The sequence below is a fragment of the Pseudoalteromonas sp. OOF1S-7 genome, assembly GCF_022347765.1.
Classification (GTDB): domain Bacteria; phylum Pseudomonadota; class Gammaproteobacteria; order Enterobacterales; family Alteromonadaceae; genus Pseudoalteromonas.
In genome coordinates this window covers 201,815-225,625 of sequence record NZ_JAKRFZ010000002.1, presented here as the reverse complement: position 1 = coordinate 225,625, position 23,811 = coordinate 201,815, and the positions used below count along the sequence as shown (strand labels likewise).

General features: G+C 41.7%; 17 protein-coding genes. 10 read left to right on the top strand and 7 right to left on the bottom strand.

Annotated features, from left to right (window positions below):
• The first annotated feature begins 6 nt into the window (after positions 1–6).
• From dptF to MHN33_RS03855, 6 genes are read left to right on the top strand one after another with little or no spacing between them, the layout of a single operon-like run.
• Positions 7–1,599: a DNA phosphorothioation-dependent restriction protein DptF gene (dptF, locus tag MHN33_RS03880; RefSeq protein ID WP_239395787.1), complete on the top strand. Its 1,593-nt coding sequence runs from the start codon at positions 7–9 to the stop codon at positions 1,597–1,599.
• A 3-nt stretch (positions 1,600–1,602) separates the two neighbouring features.
• Entirely contained in the window at positions 1,603–2,901 is a 1,299-nt protein-coding gene (dptG, locus tag MHN33_RS03875) for a DNA phosphorothioation-dependent restriction protein DptG (RefSeq protein ID WP_239395777.1), read from the top strand.
• Positions 2,882–7,939: a DNA phosphorothioation-dependent restriction protein DptH gene (gene dptH, locus MHN33_RS03870; RefSeq protein WP_239395766.1), complete on the top strand. Its 5,058-nt coding sequence runs from the start codon at positions 2,882–2,884 to the stop codon at positions 7,937–7,939. The genes dptG and dptH overlap by 20 nt, the downstream gene beginning before the upstream one ends.
• Positions 7,926–8,798 (top strand): phosphorothioated DNA-binding restriction endonuclease, encoded by an 873-nt coding sequence (locus MHN33_RS03865; RefSeq protein WP_239395754.1) that lies wholly within the window; start codon positions 7,926–7,928, stop codon positions 8,796–8,798. The genes dptH and MHN33_RS03865 overlap by 14 nt, the downstream gene beginning before the upstream one ends.
• Positions 8,795–9,442 (top strand): hypothetical protein, encoded by a 648-nt coding sequence (locus tag MHN33_RS03860; protein WP_239395743.1) that lies wholly within the window; start codon positions 8,795–8,797, stop codon positions 9,440–9,442. The genes MHN33_RS03865 and MHN33_RS03860 overlap by 4 nt, the downstream gene beginning before the upstream one ends.
• Position 9,443: 1 nt before the next feature.
• Complete coding sequence (locus MHN33_RS03855; RefSeq protein WP_239395741.1) at positions 9,444–10,607, top strand: DGQHR domain-containing protein; 1,164 nt, start codon at positions 9,444–9,446, stop codon at positions 10,605–10,607.
• 55 nt (positions 10,608–10,662) lie between these two features.
• On the opposite strand, the gene dndE is transcribed toward MHN33_RS03855, so the two are convergent.
• The 6 genes from dndE to MHN33_RS03825 form a co-directional block, all read right to left on the bottom strand.
• Positions 10,663–11,016, bottom strand: a complete 354-nt coding sequence (gene dndE / locus MHN33_RS03850) for a DNA sulfur modification protein DndE (RefSeq protein ID WP_239395731.1) — start codon at positions 11,014–11,016, stop codon at positions 10,663–10,665.
• A complete protein-coding gene (gene dndD / locus MHN33_RS03845; protein ID WP_239395719.1) occupies positions 11,016–13,007 on the bottom strand; it encodes a DNA sulfur modification protein DndD in 1,992 nt (663 codons plus the stop codon). Before dndD ends, dndE begins: the two co-directional genes overlap by 1 nt.
• A complete protein-coding gene (locus tag MHN33_RS03840; RefSeq protein WP_239395700.1) occupies positions 13,004–14,632 on the bottom strand; it encodes a DNA phosphorothioation system sulfurtransferase DndC in 1,629 nt (542 codons plus the stop codon). Before MHN33_RS03840 ends, dndD begins: the two co-directional genes overlap by 4 nt.
• On the bottom strand, positions 14,629–15,714 hold the full coding sequence (dndB, locus tag MHN33_RS03835) for a DNA sulfur modification protein DndB (RefSeq protein WP_239395698.1): 1,086 nt from the start codon (positions 15,712–15,714) through the stop codon (positions 14,629–14,631). Before dndB ends, MHN33_RS03840 begins: the two co-directional genes overlap by 4 nt.
• 106 nt (positions 15,715–15,820) lie before the next feature.
• Positions 15,821–17,875 carry a DNA phosphorothioation-associated putative methyltransferase gene (locus MHN33_RS03830; RefSeq protein ID WP_239395685.1) on the bottom strand — a complete coding sequence of 685 codons (2,055 nt, stop codon included), beginning with the start codon at positions 17,873–17,875 and terminating at the stop codon, positions 15,821–15,823.
• On the bottom strand, positions 17,850–18,017 hold the full coding sequence (locus MHN33_RS03825) for a hypothetical protein (protein ID WP_010380898.1): 168 nt from the start codon (positions 18,015–18,017) through the stop codon (positions 17,850–17,852). Before MHN33_RS03825 ends, MHN33_RS03830 begins: the two co-directional genes overlap by 26 nt.
• A 694-nt stretch (positions 18,018–18,711) precedes the next feature.
• On the opposite strand from MHN33_RS03825, the gene MHN33_RS03820 reads away from it, so the two are divergent.
• From MHN33_RS03820 to MHN33_RS03805, 4 genes are all read left to right on the top strand, one after another.
• Positions 18,712–19,944, top strand: coding sequence for a hypothetical protein (locus MHN33_RS03820; RefSeq protein ID WP_239395683.1), 1,233 nt, complete (start codon positions 18,712–18,714; stop codon positions 19,942–19,944).
• A 105-nt stretch (positions 19,945–20,049) separates the two neighbouring features.
• Positions 20,050–20,217: a hypothetical protein gene (locus MHN33_RS03815; RefSeq protein WP_239395681.1), complete on the top strand. Its 168-nt coding sequence runs from the start codon at positions 20,050–20,052 to the stop codon at positions 20,215–20,217.
• A gap of 356 nt (positions 20,218–20,573) precedes the next feature.
• Positions 20,574–21,335, top strand: a complete 762-nt coding sequence (locus MHN33_RS03810; protein ID WP_239395679.1) for a transporter substrate-binding domain-containing protein — start codon at positions 20,574–20,576, stop codon at positions 21,333–21,335.
• 78 nt (positions 21,336–21,413) lie between these two features.
• Entirely contained in the window at positions 21,414–22,529 is a 1,116-nt protein-coding gene (locus MHN33_RS03805) for a DUF4124 domain-containing protein (protein ID WP_239395677.1), read from the top strand.
• 223 nt (positions 22,530–22,752) lie between these two features.
• On the opposite strand, the gene MHN33_RS03800 is transcribed toward MHN33_RS03805, so the two are convergent.
• Positions 22,753–23,181: a hypothetical protein gene (locus tag MHN33_RS03800; protein WP_239395675.1), complete on the bottom strand. Its 429-nt coding sequence runs from the start codon at positions 23,179–23,181 to the stop codon at positions 22,753–22,755.
• Between the last annotated feature and the right edge of the window lie 630 nt (positions 23,182–23,811).

Here is a 23,811-nt window from a genome sequence, read left to right as displayed (position 1 = left end):
AATTTTATGCGTTTAAAAGAAGCTTTAAGTATTTTATCAAAATCTTCGGCCTATGCGGTTTCAACGGAGAGAAGTAATCAAGAGCTGTCTCTTCTTGATGAAATAAAAGCCCACTTGTACATCAAAATGCCAATAGAAGATAAAGTGAAGAAAATCATTTCGTCATTTGGTGCCAATGATAAAAAATTACTGTTTTTGTGCGGAAGTAGTGGCGACGGTAAATCTGAGTTGCTGACCAAGGTTAAACGCAAAAAGAAATACAGCAAAGGGGTCCGATTTCATTTAGACGCAACTCATAGCTTTGACCCTCAAGGTAGTGCTATCGATACATTAAACCGCGTATTTGATGATTACCAAGCGGGCAGTTATCCATTGGTCGTCGGTATCAACACCGGGATGATAGGTAATTATGCCGAGGAAGGTCGCAATGCATATGTTCGCGAGGCTTTAAAAGCTTATCTAACCGATAAGCGCGCGGAGCTGGATGATATTTATTTCGTAAGTTTTGAAGACTATCCTAAATTCGAAATAAACGAAAATGAGTTCACTTCGGAGTTTGCCAACAGCCTATTAGCACGCATTACCGAAGCAGGTGGGGTAATTTGGAATTTGGTCGAAAAAGAGCGGCAACTAAATGATCCTGATTCGGCAATAGTCTTGGCTAACTACACACTTCTATGTCAGCCATCGGTGCAACAGGTAATCATTGACTTACTCTTCAAAGCGCGTTTGATGCGCGATCAGTTCTTGACAGCGCGCGCACTACTAGATTTTATTCACGAACTATTGCTTGGCGGAGATTACCTGTTTGACAACTTGTTCGCGGGTGGTACCAATGAGCTTGCAAACAAAATAGAACACTTTGATCCAGCTCACTTAAGGACAAAGCAAATAGATAGGTTCATTCTGTCATTTAACCTAAATTTGCCTAATCCAGACTTTGAGCAATTTAAGCAAGCTTTGAAAAGCCTAGGAGTTTCTGAGTTGCAAAGCGGTACTCAGTATCTAAGGCTCTTTTATGTTTTCAAATACGATGCTTTATCAAATAACTTTCATCAGCAGTTTGAAAGCGATTTTAATGAGAGCCTAATTGATAAATACATCGCTATATTCCAGCTGCATAAAGAGTATACAGGCAGTACAGAGCAAAAGTCTAAACTGAAAACCTTTTATCGAGACGTTCTGATCTCTGCTGTTAGGAATTACATTAATCGAAACGCGCCTAAGTTGGGGAAAAAGTATTTTTTACTGTCTGACTTTGGTGACTATCAGATTGCAGCTCCTGCTGAGCTATCTATGGATGTAGCAATGATTCAAAACAGCACAACCACGAGTAGCGCCTTTTTTAACGCCAGATTAAAGCTAAGAGATAAGCAGTTTTGCCTACCGATAAACATAAACTTGCTTGAATTGCTGATTAATATCAATAGTGGGTATCGTCCAAATAAACACGACAAAAACTCAGTGATTTTACTTGATGAGTTGGCGAATGAGGTTATTCAGGCGGCAAAAGCTTCAGAAGAGTTAGTGATTACCGGAGAAGGCAATAAGTATCTGCTAGAGCTGGAAGATGACGAAATCATGGTAAGTGAGGGATAATTCATGCCGCTACAAGACACTCTGAAACCCAAAAACAATAGCGCATCGAGCTTTTCCCCAGCTTCTACAAATAGCTCGAATAACAAATATGACTGGGATACAACAGTTGGCCTTTTCATAAAGTCTTTACACAATATAGAGCTTGCCAAAGGTGTTAAAGAGATTGAACACTTCAGGGATCTCTGCAAGGTACATTTGGCTGAACAACTAGATGGTGAGCCATTTTGGCATGTTATCGAAAAAATATATTTCGAAAATGGTCAAGTGATAAACATAGCACCAGAAATGCAGGCGTTGAAAGTATTAACCCCATCGGAAAGTAAAGCGGGGGATGAACGATTAGCATCAATGTTCGTTGGTCTATTGGGTGATTTCGAGTTAGAGATCAAGCCACAAAGCAACTTGAACTTTTTAGAAAGAAAAATCAAAGAAGTTTTTGACTCCCCGTTTGTCACGCAAGCAAGTCAAAGTAAAAAAGTAGTTAACTCGCCCTATATTCCTGAGCTTGCTGAGCAGTTTCAGAAAGACTTGAGCTTTCTAGTCGGCTACCCTGAACAATTCCAACAGAGTATTAAATCATTTTTAAAGCTGTATGGCTTTTTATATACCGCTCAGCTTGCTTTGAATGTAAATGGCTGGGGGCAAGTACCAGAAATAAAGCCATGTTACTTTATACTCGACAGCGAAAAAGCAAGTAAAGAGCGGACTAAAATACAGCTTCATGGCCTCAAGCAGGTTGTTGAATCAAGCTATGCGTTATTCCCGCTTCTGTCACTAAACGAGAGCTTACAAGATACAAAGCATGCGGTAAAACCATTATGGCAGATCTATCGAGAGCTAGAAGATCAGGATATAGATAAATTAAATAAGTACGCCCATGGATTTCATGAAGACCGAAAACTAACCAGTGAGCTAAAGCCTGCTAATACGCCTAAGGAAGCCATTGAGCTTTTGGTCAGGCTTTTCACTGAGCAGTTTAAAAAAGGGGCTTCTCGAGAAGCTGCGTTCAATAAATTTACATCTGCAACCAGAGAAACCTTTATCAAGCCATTTGAGCAGGGTCGTGGTCGTGCTGGTAGTTACTTGGTATTAAACCAGGATTACTTACTGCTTATTACGAATCTGGCAATTGGTCAGCGCAGCAGGCTACGACTACATGAGTTGTTGCTTGAGTTTCAAAAGCGGGGAATATTTTTTGATAAAAGTAGTGAAGAGTGCTTAATCGAGTTGTTTGAGCGTATGGGGAATGTTGAGCGAATGAGTGACAGCGGGGATGCAGTATATGTCAGAAAAACAATATGAAGACTTTTTAGTTGAACACTTTTGCAATTGGGCTAAAAAAGGTTTTGATGGCGAAACCCGTTTTCAATTTCGTTCGCCAGATGGCGCAAATAGCCAGAAGCTTTACCAAGCGCTAAAAAAGGCCTGCGATAGCTCCATTCGTGTTGTAACAAATGAAGTTGACCAAACATTTAATATAATTGATTTTGGAAGCGCTAAGCTTATTCCTGTTGTTCATAGTGAAGGCACAGATGGATACAGTGAGAATTTTATTTCTCACCTGCGAGACCTGGTATCTACTCAAAATGACAGCCTAAAAGATTGTGCCTTGTTAGTTGTCCATAATTCGTACTTAGATACCCTGATCAACTCTGCGAAAGACTTAGGCGCAAGTGGCGAGGTTTGGCACCCTTCTACCATCAAGCGGTCGTTGAGTGAATTGATCGACGCCAGAGATGAAACCGATAAGGTGTCGCAGTGTTTGTTAAACCACAGGTTTAAGCTCATTGTTGAAGATGGCGCTACTATGTTTGGGTTTGCTGAGCTATTTGATGCACTTGAAGACGGCGTGATCAACTTCGATGAACTTGGCATGTTCCGAGACCCAACTATCGTTGACTGGGACGATACCGCCCAGATAGATAAGCGTTTGTCACATAACCATCAGCTTTTTGAAAACATTAGTGATATTGTCGAAAAGTACCCCCAGGAACTTGTTGAAAAGATGGGGGATTTGGAGCTTAGTGAGAAGTTTGTAAATGATGTTTTTAACGAGACAGACACTTGGAAAGACATAGAGTTTGGTGAAATCCTGGCAGAGCAGCGGGCTAATAAAGAAAACTTATTAGCATTTGAAAAAGAGTCTGCTGGTGGTCTGAGCTTTATTGCAAGAGAAAATAAAAAAGAGCGCCATATCATTATCCAAATCCCTGCTGATAAGCAGGATTTCAGGTTCGAAGCTAGTTTTGTATGCGGCAAAATTCAAAAAAATGAACTGAAGTTACAACACACGAAAGAGCCAATTACATTAGATGTTAACAATCGCTCGGCTAAACGAAGTATCGTGGAGGTTGTTGGTACTTTCACTAATCAGCCTATGTACTTTAGTATTGACTTTAAACGAGAAAAGCCTAAAGAACGCTTCAAATATTGTATTTTGGTGATCCCAGAAGGAGCATTTTACCTCGACGACATAGCAGATACATTTTTATTAGCGCCAAGAAAAGACCTTATTACATTGCAAACCAACGCAGGTAAGTTACAAGTTGCCCAAACAGGAAAACAAGCAACAGTAACCAAACCAAATCAGACCTTTTTGGTGAGTGATGTTCAAACGGTCGACTTTGCACAGTTTGCCAACGAGACAGATACATTGACCTTTGCCATTCAAAGTGGTGAACATATCTTGAATTTTGAGGTCGATGGTGCGGTTTCTTCAGACACCCTAAGTTTGCCTTTTATTCTTGATACGAACTTGTTCAACCGTCTTTATAACGACGACTTTAACGGCTTATACAACAGGGCCAAAGAAAAAGTCGTACTTGATGGCAAGGACTTAACACCAAATGGGGCTCGCAAACATACTCTGAATTGGGAGGCGTGGCTGCAAGACCAGCGAATCCTGGCAAGCAAAGTGGGAAGCCGCCCGGAAGTTAAACTGGACGATCTGTTACCAAGTTTTGGTGCGTTACATACGGCCTACTCCAAGCTGTTTGATTACCTGGATGCAAGAAAATCACTACTGAGTATATGTTCATGGGGCCCCGAGTTACTCGAACTTAGCAGAGTAATTGCAGAATGTTACTTGGCTGAAGTTGAAAAGTTTGAAACCAAGTCACTCCTTAATCCAGAAGCCTCAATGCTGGTCAATATTGGTATTGCCGAGTTTGCTGAACGTGAGTATCTCACGCCTTATCATCCGCTTAACTTAGCCTATTTTGGGCAGCTGGTAGCTGCCTCAAGTGATGAAAATGATACAAGTTTTAGCACCTTACCCACAGCAACTATTAAGCGCTTAAATTCAGAAGGCTTGTTACCTTTTGTTTGGCATGCAAATCAGGGGTTTGCATATAATCAAGCGTTGCCAGAAAACCCAATGTGGTGTGAGTTTGTCACAAATAAAGACGCAAATCTGACCTATGTAAGACCGTTAGTTAGGCAAAAAGCGAACGAGTTTACCAAAGCCTTTGACGTGTTATTTAGTCAAGGTGCCAAAGAAACTCTATACATTAACTCAATCAACAATGGTGATAATACGGCGTTGTTTCTTGGTCTTGTTGACTATTTAAAGAGGCAACCACCAGAGCAGGCAAACCACATTCACGTTAACTTGTATGATAAATCGTTTCAACGTACCTACTTTGATGAGTTTGCAGATGCCCCCAGTTATGATGAGCTAAAAGATATCGCACAACTTGGCAGAGAGAAAGACAAAGCTGATGCTGTGGCGGACATGATAAAGAACCGAATTACTTACAGTAAGTTTAAGCTCAATGAAGAGCATACAGGTTTTAACTATGCGCACATCAGCTTTGTTAGGAACGATACCAAGGTTGAGCCAATCCCTGTCGATGTAATGACAGAGAAAACCGGTGTAGCCTGTCATGGTTTGTTGGCAGGTGAGACGACATACAACGAGCAAGATACCTACTTTACAACGTATGGACTGAGCGATATCAAGATTGACTCGCAAAACAGCCTCAAATTGAGTAGTCACTTTAATAATATGGCTAAGGCGGCATGGAGTGGCCAAAAATACGAAACCAATAATGGCTTGGCGCTGAAAGTAGCGGGGGAGCTATCTGAGTTACTTGAACATGTTTACGAAAATTCAGTTTGGACTGTGATCATAGACCCTAAAGTCACGCTCGACTTTTTTAAAGCGCAAAAAGATGCTGTGTTGATCCATTACTCTGATAATTTCTCCAACTCAGCCAATTACGATGCCATTACGGTAACCAAGCGCCGTGACCTTTACGATCAAGTCTTGTCGCAAGGTGTTAAAGGACTGATTGACGAGTTCAATGCGTTTAATGGCGAGTGGTTACTAAAAATGATCACCTGCAACGAAAATGAGCGAAAAGAGAAAAAGAGCATTATTGGTGCATACAAATTTGTAAATTGTTTACTGTATCAAAGTGATATTACTTGGGTACCAATGAGTGTTGCTGAAATGATCCGAGTAGCAGGCAATATTGGTCTTAAAATGAGAGGAAGTGACTTTTCTAGGCTTGAGCATGGGTTTACTAGTGGTGAAATCTCTGATGACGTTTTATTTGTAGGCTTTAAAGGCCAAGCCATGTACTTGCTCCCGCTAGAGGTGAAAATTGGCCAAAAGCGCACCCATAATAAAGGTATTCAACAAGCGAAAGAATTAAAGCGTTACTTAGTTGAAAGCCTGTTTGGTCGCAAAGACTTAGCAGGACACTTGTATCGTGGTTTATTTGTACGCCAAATCCTTATGCAAATTGATAAGTTTGAACTCTATAAGGTTTACAAAGAAAATGATTTCAAAAACATTCATAAGAACCGTGAATGGTGGTTACAAGGCGATTATCAAATAGAGAATATAAGTGATTACCCACAAGGCTTTATGATGGCATTTTTTGAAAATGCTGATTACGCGAAAGAAGAGTTCAGCCTTGAAGATGATATTCTGAAAATTAGTTTACCAAGTGCTAATTTAAATAAATTTATTAGTACGCCGCTACAACAGCTATTAGCTAATATCGAGAGCGCCAGTCTGTGTTATGTACCAGAAAAATATATTTTGACTGGTAAAACTCAGATAGTAATTTCGGAACCGGTGGAAGATGCTACTACTCCGACCCCACCAAAAAGCGTTTGTAACCTAGCAATAGAACAAGCCTTTAAAGGAGAAAGAGAACAAACTAAAGCCCCAGTTGTTAAAGTTGAACCAGCGAAAGATTTAGAAGTAGTTCTTGGTCATACCATACCTAATAACGAAATTGTAACTTGGCAACCGACGAACTCGGCTAAAACCAAAAATACAAACTTTGGTGTTATTGGCACTATGGGAACAGGTAAAACACAATGCGTGAAGTCCTTAGTAAGTCAGCTGATATTTAACCAAAATGATAATTTAGATAATAAGCCAATAGACTTATTGATATTTGATTACAATTCGGATTATGTGGATGAACAATTCACTAAAGCAGTTAACGCCGAAGTTTACGATCTATTAAAGTTGCCTTATAACCCTTTATCTTTATTCGGTGATACGCCTATGTTGCCGCTTTATACAGCAGGAGCATTTGCTGAGACAATCGATAAAGTTTTTCACTTAGGAAATAGACAAAAATTACGATTAGAAAATCTAATATTAGAGTGTTACGAATTGGCAGGTATACAACCTGAAGACAAATCTACATGGTTACGACCGGCCCCCACAATTGAAGATTTATGGCAGCTATTTTTAAGTCAAGAAAAGGTTGAAGAAGATACCTTATATGCTGCGCTTGCAAAATTAGCTCGGTTTAAAATTTTCGAGAGTGATCCGGCGAACACGATCAGCCTTTTCGAGTTTGTGAAGGGCGTTAAAGTAATAAAATTAGAGAGCCCTGCGAAAGAAGTACAGAACCTAGTGGTTGCGTTGACATTGGATCTGTTTTATAGCCAGATGCAGAAGTATGGTCATTCGAAAAGTCTGAATGGCAAGCGTCAAATTAATAAAATGATTCTAGTTGATGAGGCTGATAACTTTATGTCTCAAAACTTTAAGAGCTTAAAAAATATCTTAAAAGAAGGCCGAAAGTATGGTGTTGGTGTCATTTTGTCTACCCAAGACATTACCCACTTTAAAACGAAAGAGAATGACTATGCACTTTATATATTTGGGTGGGTTGTGCACCAGGTAGGCAAAATCTCAAATGAAGAAGTAAAGGCTATCTTCAACATATCAAAAAAAGAAGAACAAGAAGTGTTAATGAATACAATCAGGAAACTAGAAATACACACAAGTTTATATGTTGATGGTGGTAAACAAATCAAAAGGATCAGAGATAAAGCGTTTTGGGAGTGGTTAAATGACGCCCAATGAGTTACGTGCAGCAGTACTTGGTGTTAAACGTTGGAGCCGTGCTGATCAGCGTGCGCCCAACAAGCCACTTATGATGGCTTATGCGTTAGCAAACTACATTAATGGTCATGGCCAAATGTTCAGTTATGAAGATGAAGTAGATAAAGACTTATATCTTTTACTAAAACGCTTTGGCCCTGCTCGAAAAGTTGTTCATCCAGAATACCCGTTTTGGCGTTTAATCAACGATGGGTTTTGGCGCTTAGATAATGCCGAAGAGTGTTTGCCACGAAAAAGTAATACCGATCCACCTAAGTCTGAGTTAATCAAGTATGGGGTAACGGGTGGCTTTAACAATGCGGCTTATCAGCTACTGAAAAATGATACGCAATTAGCAATGGAGCTTTTGCAAACCATTTTAAGTGAAAGCTTTCCTGAAAGTATTATTCCAGAAATCACGGCGCAGCTTGGCTTAGAATTTACGTTTAGGCAAGTTCAAAAACGTGATCCAAATTTTAGGCGCGAAGTTCTAAATGCTTACAATGGCAAATGTGCAATTTGTGGCTTTGACGCTCGATTAAATGATGATTTATTTGCGCTTGAAGCTGCGCATATAAAGTGGAAGCAGTTTCATGGTCCTTGTTCGGTGAATAATGGTTTAGCACTGTGTTCAATTCATCATAAAGCACTAGATAAAGGGGTGATATCTTTTAATGATTCCTATGAGTTATTAATTTCAAGTTCTTTAAATGGAGGAGGGCTGATTGATAGGTACTTTTCTAATTTTGAGGGTAGTAGGCTAAATTTACCTAGAGCAGATAAACTTGCCCCACGTTCAAGTTTTATTGAGTGGCATAATAGTGAGGTATTCATAAAGTGATAATCGAGCTAAGCGCAAAGACTAAACATATTTTGAAAATTCATTCTAAATCATTTAATGAAGTTTTTTGGATGACCGTCGCGGCTTTGTCACCAGTTTTTTTGGCATGGTTATATTTAACTTTGAATGAAAATAAAGTGCCTTTTTCAAAGGTTGTTCTTGAAATTTTTCTTGGGGGACCTATTTTTGCTTATGTAGCAGCTTTGCTCGCTCCATTTTTATTTTTATTAAAGAATTATTTTTCAAATAAGAATAAAGATACTTTGAGTTTTGGTGGGGTTTCTTTAGTTTTAGCAATTCTTGTCACGATAATCTCAGTTTTTTTATTTTCGGATAAGCAAGAAAGCTTATTTGATGAAGCCTCAACCTCAGAAATTAATTCTTTAGTCGTTAAGATGATACCTGAAACTAAGTTATACAAATATGAAGTTCAAGCAAAAGCTAAAATTGAAAAAGAAAAGAAAGATGATCAAAACTTCACTTTCAGAGATATTCTAGCCTTAATTTGTTATGTATTGGCGCTCATTCTATTTTATTACTCAGTTTACATAAAATATAAAGAAGCACCGGATTTAGACCAAGATGCACGAGACAGAAATACATCACTTCAACAGGCGATAGACAAAGAATTTGGTGGTAAATAAGATGAAAATAGAATTAAGCGCATTTAAAATCACACAACAAATAGGTGAGTTCTTCGTCGCCAAGGTTAAAGCTGATGAGCTAGTGAATTTAACCTATTCAGATGTAAGAGAGTTGCAAGAAGAAAGAGAAGTTGAAACTTATCTAGGCATACAAAGGCCTTTAAACGAGAGACGAGCTAAAGAAATACAAGAGTACGTAAAAAATTACGATGCTGCTTTCCCTAGTAGTGTCATTCTTCATGTTGACGAAGAATATATTAACTGGGATCCCAAAGCTAATAAATTAACATTTGAGTTTGAAGAAGATTTAAGCCCTGCAAAAATTTTAGATGGGCAACATCGGATAGCTGGGTTTATGGATCTCAAAACGGGGAAACCAATTCCCGAAGTATGTAACTTTCGAGATGGTAATGAAGAATTACCCTTTGAGTTAATGATTACTGTTTTTGTTGGGTTAGATTTACCTGAGCAGGCGAATATATTTGCAACGGTTAATTTAAAGCAAACAAAAGTGAGTAAAAGCCTTGTTTATGACTTAGAAGCATATACAAAAACGAGAAGTCCACAAAAAACAGCTCATGATCTTGTTGTAGCGTTGGATTTAAATTCTAAAAGCCCTTTTTACGGCCGGATAAAGCGACTTGGTTACAAGAATGATTCAACGGAAAATTTGACACAATCAATGTTAGTTGAAGAATTTGTAAAACTAATATCAAAAGAGCCCATGAAAGACCGAGATGTTCTTATCAGGAAGGAGAAACGATCATTTTCTCAGTTTAGGAAAAGCGAGTTAGAAAAGTTTCCGATAAAAGATGGAAAAGTTTTTCGGGATATGTTTATTGAAGATAAAGATGAGTCTATCTTAATTTCTGCAATGTCATTCTTTAAAGCCGTTGAAGAGAAATGGAGTGCTTCATGGTTACCTACTTCAAGCTCTGTGTTGAATAAAACCGTAGGTGTAAAGGCATTATTCCGTGTCCTGCGTGACTTAATGCAAGAGTATTTAACTGAGAATAAAACGACGGAGCCTGTGAGGTTAAGTTTTTTTGAAAACGCACTTGAAAAAGTACATATCACCGACGAATACTTTTCGCAACTAGAGGCGGTCTCAACCTCAGAAGGGAAAATCTACAACAAAATTATGGAAAGCTATAAAAAGGTATAAATATTTTAAATGACGAGTTATTTTTTTAAAAATGACTCGTCAAAAGTTTAGGTTGTTAAATTAACAGGTTAGTAAAAGAGAGGGGTTCTTTGAGTCCTTTAAGTTTCGATATACCACTTTCAACATGCGCTGCCCAAGCCATCTGTAATTCTTTATCAGAGTACTCAGGGTAGCGCTGTTTAAGTAACAGCTCTGTCACTTGCTGGGTTTTGCCCAGCCAAGTGAATTTATCGAGTTTAAGGCTGCCAGAAAGTTTGTAATCTTGGGCTTTATCAAACACAAAACCATTTTCAACTGAGCGAAAAAAGGCAATGCGGGCGGCAACATTGGGTGTAATGCCTGTATTGGCCTTTAGGGTTTGCAGTTGCTCTTCAACTGATTTTTTAAGCCACATGGTTTGCGGTAGCATTATACGGCCTCCTTAACTTTACTTGCCCAAAAATAACCTTCAGAAAGCCTTGAGCACTTAGTGGTTTGGTCAAACTCAATTTCAAATGCATGCGATACTTTGCTCGCCATAATATCGAAGTAGTCTTTATCTACCTCGGTATCGGTCGAAAGTAAAATGACTTGCTCGCCAGCTTCTGGGAAGTAATGTTTAATCAGTTTATTACGGTGTTTTGAGTCTAAACGACCAAGTGGGGTATCAACCACCACTGGCAGCACTTTGCCTGAAAGTTTGCCAAGCGCCTCTAAAATAGCAAAAGCAAAAATTTGCTTTTCACCTGCCGACATTGATTTACGGTTAATGGTAATGCCATCTTGGTCAACCAAGTTAACATCGAAGGTGGTTGGGTCTATTTGTGCGCTTAGCTTTAAATCTTCTTTACGCGCTAGTTTACGATATGACTTGGCAAAGAGCTCTTCAAGTTGCGTAACACGCAATTGAGTTAACTCGTTAGCAAATTCTGTAAGCGCAGCATTCGTTGCATCAACACGGGTAACAGCTTTAGTAATTGAGCTTTCAGTTTTTTGGCTTACATAGAGTTTTTCTAGGCGTTTTGCATTTTCTAGTGCTTGCTCAACTAGCTTTTTCGCTTTTAAAAGCTGGTTTGTATATTTAGTTTTAAGTGCTGATTTTTGAGCATCTAATTCACGCAATGATGTATATAGGGCACTTAGCTCTTCTTCATCAGGTGCACGTTGAATATTTAAAGAAAGGTTTTCATATTCAGTGGTTGTTGCCTCAAGCTTTTCAGCAAGGTCAGCAATGGTATGTTTTGCGGTGTTTGAATTATCAAGCTGCGCTTTAATAACAGCAAAATCAGAATCTGATATATCAAGCTCTAACACCTCAAGCTCCGCACCTGCGTTTAATTGTGCAAAGTATTTATTTACCTCTTTGTATATACCAGGAGCACTGTTTGAAAATTGCTGTTTCAGTGCGGCTTCTAGGCCTTGCATATTTTGGCCAAGCTGCTCGTTAAACGCGCGTTTGGCTTTTATTTGCTGTTCGTTTTCAAGCTCGTCAATTAAACCTTGCATGGCAGTTGGTGCCAATGCCATTGGGAATTCGCTGTTAAGCTCGTTTAGTATTGAGGTCTTTAATTTGGTTTGCTGTTTTAATAACTCATCGGCACGGGCTTTTTCTTGCGACTTGGTTTTAGCCCAAGCGCCGCCACGCGACTCAATTTTATGCTCGAACAGTTCAATTTGTTTATTGATACCCGCAAGCTCGCTTTGAATACTTGCTTCAAGTTCGCGCTCAGCATTGGCTTGTTTAAGAAGTTGTTTTTTCTCTTCTTCAAGCTCGGCAATTTTACGTACCGTACTGGCCGATGCTTTGTCTTTGGTGATTTGTTTTATGTAAATATCTAAATCGTCACCAAGGCGATTGATTACATCTAGGCCCAGCAGTTTTTGTACAGCTTCTTTTAAATAAGTGCCGGTGTCGTCTTCTGCTAGCTCAGCAATTTTTTCACCGTCAAAAAAGAATAAGTCACCAATACCCGGTGGTACAAGCTCATGTAAAAAGCTTTGTACTTGCTCTGAATTAAGGGTTTGGTCTTGTTTGCCGTTTTCACTTAGCGTAACAATTTCATCGCCATTACTTGCCCAAGTGCGCTCAATAACATAAGCGTTATGTTGGCCTTGGTGTGTATGGGTAAACTCAAGCGTTACCTTGGCTTGGCTTTGATTGTTATCTTTAACTGCTTTTTTGTTTACTTGCTCACTTAAAAAGGCGGCGTAGTCTTTTTTATACACGACATTACCAAGTGCACGGCGACCCAGCAAGGCTAAACGAATGGCCGTTAAAATAGAGGTTTTACCTGCACCGTTTAAACCACCAAATAAAACTATGGGCTTATCGTTAAACTCATCTTTTTTTGGTGTGAGGTCTATATGTGTTGTTTGGTTAAATACACGGAAGTTGTGTAGTGTTAGGCTTTTAAAAATCATGATAAGCCCTCTTTAGCAAGTAACTTGTTGAGTGCTTCAAGCTCTTGTGAGATTTCTTTTACTTCTTTTGATTGGCGCATTTGGTTTTGGCGGCTTTCTAAATGTTCTTCAATAATTTCTTCGGCAGATTCCCAGTCTTGCTGTACTAATCGGCCAAGTTTATTAAATATGCCTGTGCGGCGGGTTAAGCCACTCATTGATGTTTCAAGGTCAATCAGCTTTTTAATCATATGCGGTGAAATACCGTGCTTTGGTGCAATGGTATTTAGTAGCTGGCTCTCTTCGCGGCTAAATTGTGTGGTGTCGTCCATTGTCCAATCAAGGTCATAGCCATACACTTCTTTAAAAATGGTGGGTAAGGAGTCATCCCAATCTGGCTCGTTAGGGTCGTTTAACCATTCGTGGCGCACTGCATGTAACTCTGGAATGGTGATCAGTGCCTGGCCGCTTAAATGCTTTTCGAGTTTTTTTTGAAGTTGCAGTAATACGCGCAACATAAAGCGGCGATATTTAAGCAAGTATGGTCCTGTTGTGTAGTCGTCTAGTAATACTTTTTTACCATCTTCTTTTAGTGTTTTAAACGCTAAACGGCCATTACGGCGAATATGGTTACGGTATTTCTTTTTAAGTGCGGGTGACGTACTACGCGATAAAATATTACGGTATTTAAGGAGAGGCTCCATCCATGTTTCGCCGTTAGCCACTAGGCTTTCCATCGCGCGGTCTTTTGTTACTACGGTACATGTCCAACAGCCAAAACGTGAGTTACCACACGAAGGTGTTGTTTCGTCGATGACTAACGGGCATTCACCTTGGCCAGAAGAGTCTTTGTAAAGGTTCCAAAGCAGTAGGTTTTTACCACCCCATGGGTTTTCCCATTCTAGGTCGTATTTATCTATCCACTTATTACGTGGGCCGTATGGTGTTTCTTCTTGTTTTAAGTGGCATAAGCGTAGAATTTTCCATACATCATCGACGTGCCATGTGTCGATAGGTGTATAAATAAATGCATTTGCAAGTGTGGTATGTACTGCGAGATCAGAGCCATCAATTTTGTGCTTTTTGATCACTTGCGCACGTGATGCACTTTCTTGTGAGCGAGAGCCTAACACAACAATTACTTCATCGTATTGGCTTACTTTTTCGGTAATAAAGGTGCTAACTGGGTCAATCTTCATGCGCTCAGTACACCAACGGAAATTACGTGTTGGTGCTGGGTAGCCTTTACCTAGTAAGTTCGACCAAAAGGTTTGGTCGGTTTTTGGTGTGACCTTGTGTGCTGTAATCGGTAAGTTATCACGCTTAGCGCCATCGTTGATTGCTTTTAGCGAGTTATTTACATGGTCTACAACCACAGGTGTTTCTACGAGTGTATCTGAAGCTACTACAAATACAGGTTTATGACGTTGCTCTTTCTCTAAACCTAATAGCGCCATATAAACGAGCGCCATCACAGCTGATGAGTCTTTACCACCACTGTAGCCAATAACCCATGGGCGAGTATCAGCAAGGTAAACCCGTTGTGTGTCTGCAATAAATTCACTTAAATAACGACCTGAAAACTTTTCACTTTCGATAAAATCTACGTACTCTTCTTCCAAGTCGTGTTGGTGTATTAACTTCATGCGTTTAGTAACTTGTTTTCTTTCTCTAATTCTTCGGGCGTAGGCGTAATTCCGACCTCGCGTTTGATCTGCATTGCTGTTAAGAAAATATTTGATACAGCTTTAGAGAGTCTACCGTGCTGCATTGCGCGGTTTGACCATGCAGAGTTTGATTTTAGCCAATTAATTTTGCCAAGCTTAGCTAATAATTGGTTTTGCTCATTTTCTTCTAGTTTTAAGATGTAGTGACCAACATTCGCTATAGCTTGAAGCCCAATACCGTGTGCACTTAAAAATTCTTGGCGAAACTCTGGTGCTGATAAAGTTTTATTTTGGACTTGTTGCCATTCGGGCATATTGTCGTTCACTTTGTTCCAAAAAGCGACCGCTTTTGTTTTTTCTTCTTCATTAAAGCCTTCTTTTGACCCTTTTCCGAACAGTGTGCGATTTGCTTGCTTTATGCCACTTAAAGTGAAGATCTTATTACTACGGACAGAGACAGATGAACGTTCAAACTCTGTGAAGCCAATAAAAGGTTTTGCATTCATAGCAAGGTAGCGGGCAATCTCTGAAGCTTGATCTCTGTGATCATAAAGCGTGGCTAGAGATGAACTGGGCCTTACCGCGTATTTATTAAGGTCAGCAAACATTTGTTGGCTACGTTTTAAGCCTTCATCGACAAAAAATAAAACCGCAATGTTGTCTTGGCCAAGTTCAGGGTTTTCTTTTATGGCTTCTTCAATAGCTGCACGGCGGTGTTGGCCATCGTTGATAAGTATTTGTGCATCCATAGGTACAGAAAGTGTGCCTAAATTGGGATTTTCTTGTGACTTTTTAAATTCTACTTCAGTACCAACCGACGCAGTAAGAGCTGAAAAAACGTAATCGTCAGGTGAATCTAAAAGGTATCTTGCCATTTCAGGAATGCGGCTTTTATTAAGCGTCCGTTGCGAGCGTAGCTCTGCCGGTACCTCTTCTTCGTCATACATGAAAATTTTTGGAATTATTCGAAGTGGGCAAGTAGCTATATAAAAAGGTTTACCTGCTTGCTGACCACGGACAGCCGGGAAGCTGTAGCAATAATTAGTATCTATTTTGCCCATTTTGCTTTACGTAACAATGAGTGGTACGTAATATTATTACGTACATTACGTTACTTGTCATCATGGATTCTAATTTTATTGATATTAAATCAATAATGGGCTGGTTTTATAGTTTACAAAACCTATTGCATCTAAACTCAACCCCCCAATACTCAAACACTTTTTGCAGAATGTCCCAGTTGGGCCATTCTGCTTTTGGTACGCCTTTGAGCATCTCTGCCAGCTTTTTATCAAAGCGTTGTTGGGCTTTGTGCTCTTTGGTGTCTGGCGTCAGAAAGTCAATTTTGTTGTACAAAGGTTGCAACGGATAGTCGGTGCCGTAGTTAAAGTAGTCTATGTCTTGCTCTAGTAGTTTTACTTTAATTCGCTCTGTGAGTAGCGGGAGTTTTTTGTTGTAGTCGTCGTACTTGAGTAGAGTGACTTTACCCGAGCGCATGTGGATTTTGATGAGGTCTATGTCGTCTAAATCGCCATACAGCTGGGCGGCGCAGCCAACATACACGCGCAAGATGGCGGGCAGTTGGTTTAGGTGGCTTCGTGGCAAAATATAACTATGGCTATCAATGAGTTCGCCTAATTGCAGCTCTGCATAGGCATCATGACAGGCTTGTCCTATTTGGTGTGTGTCAGATACAGAAAAGAGTAACGCTTTGGCTGCGTCAACTGCCTGATTAAAGCTTTCGAAATGGCTTTTAATGTCTCGCATTAATTGGGTTGGTAAGTGGCTTTTGGCCTGGCGTTTACCAAACAAGCTCAGTGCAAAGTACACAAGGAGATCTTGCTTGCGTTTGTCTTTGGCAAGCGCCATGTCTTGTTGGTCGTACTGAGATTGCAATAGTGCAAAGGCTTTGTTGTGACTGCCTATAATAGCGCGCAGTGCATCGCTTTGTTCAAATTCTTCGTTAGCTGGTATGCGGCCATAGTGTAGGCAGTGTTGCCAAAACTCTTCGAATAGTGGCTGGTGTTTTTCAAACAGCGATTGCTTTGTTGCGGTGGGTAAGCTCTTCGGGGTAGGGCGCTGGGTAATATGCTGCCAGTTATGGCTTTGAAATTGTAGCTCCGCGTGATGTTGCTCTTCAAGCTCTGGGCATTTGAATACCGCAATGATCCCTTGGCCAAAGGGCGTTGTTTTTACGTGTAAAGTATCTTCTATAAACTCGCGGATCTGCGCTTGGCTATAGTACTTTTGAAAGGTATTGCGTTTTGTGATCACACCATCCTTAAAAGGCTTGAACTGTTCAAGCACCGAGGAATTGGTTAGCATTACAGATACAACAAGGAGTTTGTTACAGTGCTCAAAGGCCTGGCGCAGGGTATCTACTCGCTCAGGGTAGTCTTCAATCACGTTTAAAACAAAGCCCAAGTTTACAATATCGCTTTTTACTTTATTGCCATTTGGCCGGTGAACCGGGTCCCAGGCGTTAATGTTTAGGCCATGCGCTTCAAGCTCTGTTGTATCATCGCCAAGACCACAACCATAATCTAAGATGCTGTGATCGCCAGCCAAATAGCCAAATTTGGCTAGTTTTTGGAAAGGAGCCGATAATCGATCTCGGTTAATCGCGGTTAGGTGGCGCTGAATGCCATTTGTAGGGGTTTTGGACGCTTGCTGCGCACATTCTTTTGGCTCTTGAACTGCTTGAAGTCTTCCTTGCTCGTCCAGCTTATAGCCTTTTCGCTTTATGAGTTTTTCCCACTGTTGCTTAAAGCCGATAGCTTTAGTGTTTTCATACAGACCAATCGCTTCACCTTCCGCCGTGATGGCTTTGAATGTATCAACATCAGGGTGCGATGGAAGCACGAAGGTTTCCTTACGGTGTAAAATGGGCGGATTTGCAGACTTGGTGTAGTCGGTGCACTTTACGGATTGTGCTATGACATCTACCGTTGTGCTGGCATACAGTGCCGGATAAGCGTAGCGCTCAAAGTCTGGATAATGTAACAAGGTGAACTTAAAGTCTCGTTTAAAGAGTTTGAGCACATTCCAGGGCTGATCCAACTGAAGGAATTCAATCGCCTCAAAAACTAAGCCTTTTACTGGTGCGGGTAAGGTAGTCTCTAACGTACTCTTATGGAGGTAAATAGCGCTGGGTAATATCTTGCCAGTTTTAAGCGTTTTGATTTGCGCCTTGTATTCAGGAAAGCTGAGAGAGGTCGACATGTTCAAAATAGTAATAATAAGCCCTGCCACGTTTTTCAAACTTCAGTTCACCACGCTCGCGGCGATGCATTAGTTCGCAGCCACTGATCTTTAAATGCTTTTGTGTTTGTTTGCTGGTGAGCCAGTGGCCTTTGTGTGTCATGGGTTGCTCCTATGTGTTTTAGCATCATAGCAAAGCCTGCTTAAATTAGTAGCGGGAATAGCGGCCATTTAAAAAGTGAGTGAAGGCGCGCAAACGCTTTGTTTAGGGCAACCGTTTATAGCTTTGCTTCTTTATCTGTTCTGAATTGTTTACCTCTGATCTCTTTACATATACATCACACAACAAGCACGACAGCCGTGCTCTATAAGACCAAAATCTAATGTTACCGGGCTTTTTCCTGTACCTTTTATGTGGTTATATTGTAACCAGCTGTAATTGTGTTGGTGTTGGGTTTGTGGAAACCCAGCTCAGGTCGAACATAAATCTGTCAGGAATATTGATGACTCTGAGCTGGCGAAACCGGTCGCTGAGCAGGTGCTGGATCGTCTGGTTAGCGCTATGTATACCCTTGTAAAAGACGGATGTTTGTTAAGTCCGTGACGATCTCATGTGAACCATCTGGATGGTCAGATGGCTTTTTGGCAATGTCAGGCACTGTGGATGGCATTGCTTTTTTTCATGTTTCAATTTTTGTGGTGATACAAGGCTAGCCATCTTTAATGCCGTTTAAGTGCATACTAAATGAGCGAATAACTGTTTTTTTTGTATAACAGCTGTTATTTAATGGTTAATGCCTTTACCTTCGCGCTGCTGGGCGGTATAACACACTAAACTTATGCAAAAACAAATTTCTATGTCTATTCAGTTGATTAAAAAAGCTGTAAAAGCCTTGTCGGCAAATAGTGAGCTCCAGCCAGATATTCTTTACATTGAAGGATATTTAATGGGGCTGGGTGTTGCGTTGCAGCCCCCTTTGCCAAGCGAATGGCTTGAGCACTTATTTGGTCACTATGAGCTTGAGCACGTCAAGCACCTGGAAGCGGTGATGGATTTTCATACCATCTGCTTTCGCAGGATGCTGCGTGACGAAAATGCTTTGCCTAAGCAATGTGCGATATCTAAAACCGCCCCTGAAGAAAGCCTGGGCGCTGATAAGCCACTGTCTATGTATTGTATGGGCATGTTGCGCGCGCTTACCTGGATCAATACAGAGCATATCAATGCTGAGCAGCGCCAGCAGCTACAGTGGCTTAAAGAGATTTTACGGGGTTTTACCAGCTATGAGCAGGCCAGGCGAGAGTTTGACGACGAGGGCCAGGACTTTGGTAAAGTACTGCTTAAGCAGCGTCGTATGATCCCAACTTATGTGGCCAATACCGCCTACGCAATGCGTTTTGCCGATGATATGGTCGAAGTGTTGGGCGAGTATGGCATCACTGACGAAGAAATGCTGGAGCAGGCGCACGAAGCTTTCAACGAGATGCTCGAAGAAGTCTTAGACCGTGACGATGAAGAGGCGATTGCAGATTACGACCGCCTGGTTATGCGGTTTGAAGAGAATATGATCACCCCCGACTTTGTGACAGAGAACATGGGGGTTTTCTGGAAAATGCACGAGACTCGGCCATACATGATGCTCCGCGCCAAGCGGGCACAACTTAACCTGTATTATGGCAAGCCAGAAATAGCCGCTGATGAGCTTGAGGATTTGCTGCGGTTGAATCCCAACGATAATCAGGGAAACCGGTATCTGCTACTTAATTGTTTTATTGTGATGCAAAACTGGACAAAGCTCAGAGACTTTCTTGGCCAGCTTAGCGAATACTCTACATTTACTCAGGCTGCACATGCACTTATGTTGTATGCCACGGAGGGAGACACAGTACACAGTCGCGAAGCGAAAAAAGCCCTTAAAGACCGAAACAGTTATTTTCATAAGATTGCAACCGGACAGAAAAAAACCAAGTTGTGTCTGGACTCATACTCACCAGGCAGCGAAGAAGAGGTGGAGTACTATCTTGAGGCGGGTGGTAAAAAAGCCTGGCTGAGTGTTGAAGGTAGTTTGTTCTGGTTACGCCAAAAGTAACGGGTTTTATCCATTATGGTTGCTTGGCTTGTTAGATTGCTTACCAAAAAGCCAAAGCCTAAGCGATGGGCCGACCAACCTTTTGAGTATGTTGAAGACAAAAAAATGCTTTGGTGTCCTTGTGTAAAAGGCCCACTTGAAAAAGGCAGCCCTATACTCAAAATGCTTGAAGAAGGGTCATTGACCATGGGGCATGTGCGCAAAGACCCTTATGCGGGCTTGTATGATGCCCGCAACTACGATTGGCGCGAAGACCCCAATAACCGACCTTAGTTTTTCAGTGCCTGCAAATTTAACTTAGTCTCAGGGTCGCCTGTAAGCAGATCCCGTGTCGGTGCACGGGATGACTGCGTGGGTTTTTTGGGCGGGCGAAATTCACCTACCGAATAATTTTGGCTGACCTGACAAACCAGTTTTATTCGTCAGCCTTAGGCAATTGTCTCAGTCTATGCCGTCATCCCGGCTTGTGGGGCAGGGACCTTCGACACAGCCACCACTTAAGGTTCTCATTATTCTTGGCTGTATTTACAGAGTTTCAGGCAACTGCGTGGCTATCGGATAACCGAGTGCCGGGTAATTATATGCTAGACTAGAATGTGAGTAGAGCTTTAACAAGGCATGGCTGTTGCATGGTTAAACGTTTTAATCCATTGATTACTTTGGTTATCACATCATATATGGTGCTGGTGAGTCATGCGTTATGGGCAAAAGAGTTAGTGGTGGCATTCGGGCTGAGTCGCCCACCCTATGTGGATGAGCGCAGCGAAACCGGGATCAGTGTTGAGCTGTTTAAGCAGGCTGCCGGGCAGCTGGATTGGCAATACAAAACGCTCTTTGTGTCCATCAAGCGGATGGAGCGTTTACTTGAGCGGGGCGATATCGATGTGGCGGTAGAAATGTCCCGCGCTCTGCCCGGACTGCACTATTCTGTTCCGTTTATTTCTTACAGCAATTATGCCATACACAGCCGTGATCCCCGGTTTGTGCTGAATTCAATGCAAGAGCTTGCCAGACACAGTATCTGCGCGTGGCAGAACGCATCTGAGCATCTAAAACTTAGTGAAATTGTGGCTGGTAAAGAAGATTATCTCGAATTTTCAAAGCAGCGAAATCAAGTGATTGAGTGGCTTAATGGTAAGTGTGATGTGATCCTGATTGACGATACACTGCTGCGTTGGCACCTGTCTGAACTCAATCAGTCGTCCTCTGTGTACATCAATAATCGATGGGGCAAAGTACTATTACCTTTTGAAAATAATCCGCTGTGGTTTTATGTCGCGTTTAATGATGCACAGCTCAGAGATGCGTTTAACACTAGCCTGAAAGAACTGATCCAGACGGGTCGTTACCAGCAAATTAGAGAATACTGGCATAACGCAGCAACAAAATGAGTGATACTGATATTGCGTGTTTTGCTGATATGATGCCGGTCTTCGACAAAAACACTTCAGTCGCCAAGGAGGCGGATAATGAGAGACTGGAAATCAAACTTGTTACTGACTGCGCTTATATTATTGGCTTTATACCTGAATCGGCAAGCGATTGCAGTGTGGTTGGGGAGCGATTCATTCACAGAACCTGGGATCACTGAACAGGCCGGCGTCAACCCCGGGCAGCCCATAAGTACAGATTCCGGAGCTGGGCATCGGGCCGGTGAGCTGGATGCCAATCACACTGAACACACGGCATGTGGTGCTCCAACGCAATATCGTTGTAACAGCGCAGCGTTGGGCAAGGTCAAAATACAAAGTGCTGCAGGCATTTATACCTGGCAAGATGATAAAGGTATTACGCACTTTGGAGACAGACCTCCGCAACAAGGAGCGACCGAATACCAGTTTAAGTCTAATCAGGCGCTGGACTATTTTGAGCTGGAATTAGACTCAGGTGCCCTGAGCCATGATTTTCGAAATCGTCTCGAAGCCAGGCTGAATGCCGTGTTTCGCACATACGCTGGGATAATTGGCCTGGAAGCAATGCGTAAGGTTAAGTTGCGAATAGTGATTGCCAATAACCGTCGCGCTTACAGCAAAATGCTCGACGTTTTGGGTTCCAGTGCAGCAGGAAATCAAGGAATTTACAAAGCTGCTCATAATATCGCGATGGTCGAGTATCGAAATGAGGCCCAAGCAATGCGCACAGCCATTCATGAAGCGGTGCATGCCATCAATCAGGCGGTGATTGGAAACACGCCGCGCTGGTTTAATGAAGGAACCGCGGAGTATTTTGAGTATATCGAAACCTCCATGAATCTGAGCCAGCTCAAGCCTAATGGTGCCTGGGTGCGAAATAGTTATCTGGTGGGCAGCCTGGTGCATCCACATGGTTTGTTTGAAGCGGCAGGATCCTGGAGGGGTAAGGCCCAAAGCCTGATGTACAGAAGTAGTTGGGTATTTATGTACTATCTAATGAGTTCGCAGCGTGGCCGTTCACAACTTAAACATTATATGCGTCTGGAACAGGAAAACCCCTGTGATCTGCTTGGGTTTGGCCCGGTCCAGTCAATTTTTGAAACCCGGGAAGAGCAGTTTGCCAATAGCTATGCCCAAGTTACGCGACAAAAACTCACCGGACACAGGTTTTAGGGCAGCTATCTGAAGCGCTTGGTTGTTTGAGTCGGTTTTGAGCTGCCGCTTCGTGTGTTTTCCAATTACCAACCCTTATCGCAGGGCGCCGCCTGGCAATCCGTGGGCAACAACTTGTATGTTGTCGGAGGAGTCTCTGAGTGTCAGGTCATGTTATTGTACTGCAAGCTTCTTTTCCGGCAAATCTGCGCCAGATCGTAATCCTGACGCAGATGGCCGGGTGTCAGAGTAACTCGCTTCGTATTATTCTGGCAATAGAGGTGAGATCGGTCTGGCGCTGCATGGCTTCGCTTTTACTGATCCCCTTTATCGCTTCGTAATCATCAAGAAAAAAAGCGGTATCATATCTATTTGAACGGTTGCATTTAACATAAACCAGCACATAGCAATATTGAAAAATTTGGTCTAATGAACGAAAGAAGTCAATGTCGTTGGCACTGATGTTTGGCTTTACCGTCTCGTTAAGTCGATTGAGATACACATGTTTTATGTACACCGAACGGCCATTGCGCGAGTACTTAGCAATATCATGAACCCCTTGATTAAATACAGTTTTAATTTGTACATCGCTCAACGGCACTAAGTTTGATGTAAACATGTCTGTGCCTGACTTATGTGCTGACGTTGCCCATGACTTAAACTGTTCAAACATGCCTTGGCTCCTTCAAGTATTGCTATTCAATAGGTTAGCTGATCAAGTTGCAACTACAGTGACCTCATCGTGATTGAGGCGAGTAAGTGCAACTGTTGTTATGGTGTTAAATAATAGCGTAACTGAATATTAATGTGTTCATCATTTGTAACTTTTTTAACGGGAAACTTACTACCCAACCCAAATTGGCCAGGATAAGCTTGGATTAAGTTATCAAAATGTTTCTTTTTTGAACAGGTATTCTGAATGGACGACCGTCTCTTAGTTTGGCTCTGCAAGGTTGATAAGCGGCTGACTGGCCGGTTTGGCGGGAAGCGGAGGGCTTTGGTGAGGCATGTCATAGTTACTGCGTTAAGGAAACGATGCTTTAAATTCAGTTTGTTCAGGTCCTCCACCGTCACCCTGTACTCATCAACACAAGAGCTGATCACCAACAATGCAACAGGACATCCTTATCCGGATACCCTGAGCCACGCAATTCATCAAACTCCTGCGTTTTGGAGAATTGTTTCTGTGGTCAAAAATTATCTGTGCCCTAAAATTAGTTTATTCATCAGGTGTTGAATTAACCGCCTGCGCTTGGCCTGGTGCATAAGTCATAGCGTCAGCGCAGATGTAAACAGGAGCATT

Bases quoted from the DNA above. Each gene is read 5' to 3' on its own strand.
- dptF (WP_239395787.1), top strand. From the start codon at position 7: ATGCGTTTAAAAGAAGCTTTAAGTATTTTATCAAAATCTTCGGCCTAT.
- dptG (WP_239395777.1), top strand. From the start codon at position 1,603: ATGCCGCTACAAGACACTCTGAAACCCAAAAACAATAGCGCATCGAGC.
- dptH (WP_239395766.1), top strand. From the start codon at position 2,882: ATGTCAGAAAAACAATATGAAGACTTTTTAGTTGAACACTTTTGCAAT.
- MHN33_RS03865 (WP_239395754.1), top strand. From the start codon at position 7,926: ATGACGCCCAATGAGTTACGTGCAGCAGTACTTGGTGTTAAACGTTGG.
- MHN33_RS03855 (WP_239395741.1), top strand. From the start codon at position 9,444: ATGAAAATAGAATTAAGCGCATTTAAAATCACACAACAAATAGGTGAG.
- dndE (WP_239395731.1), bottom strand. From the start codon at position 11,016: ATGCTACCGCAAACCATGTGGCTTAAAAAATCAGTTGAAGAGCAACTG.
- dndD (WP_239395719.1), bottom strand. From the start codon at position 13,007: ATGATTTTTAAAAGCCTAACACTACACAACTTCCGTGTATTTAACCAA.
- MHN33_RS03840 (WP_239395700.1), bottom strand. From the start codon at position 14,632: ATGAAGTTAATACACCAACACGACTTGGAAGAAGAGTACGTAGATTTT.
- dndB (WP_239395698.1), bottom strand. From the start codon at position 15,714: ATGGGCAAAATAGATACTAATTATTGCTACAGCTTCCCGGCTGTCCGT.
- MHN33_RS03830 (WP_239395685.1), bottom strand. From the start codon at position 17,875: ATGTCGACCTCTCTCAGCTTTCCTGAATACAAGGCGCAAATCAAAACG.
- MHN33_RS03825 (WP_010380898.1), bottom strand. From the start codon at position 18,017: ATGACACACAAAGGCCACTGGCTCACCAGCAAACAAACACAAAAGCAT.
- MHN33_RS03820 (WP_239395683.1), top strand. From the start codon at position 18,712: ATGTCTATTCAGTTGATTAAAAAAGCTGTAAAAGCCTTGTCGGCAAAT.
- MHN33_RS03815 (WP_239395681.1), top strand. From the start codon at position 20,050: ATGCTTTGGTGTCCTTGTGTAAAAGGCCCACTTGAAAAAGGCAGCCCT.
- MHN33_RS03810 (WP_239395679.1), top strand. From the start codon at position 20,574: ATGGTTAAACGTTTTAATCCATTGATTACTTTGGTTATCACATCATAT.
- MHN33_RS03805 (WP_239395677.1), top strand. From the start codon at position 21,414: ATGAGAGACTGGAAATCAAACTTGTTACTGACTGCGCTTATATTATTG.
- MHN33_RS03800 (WP_239395675.1), bottom strand. From the start codon at position 23,181: ATGTTTGAACAGTTTAAGTCATGGGCAACGTCAGCACATAAGTCAGGC.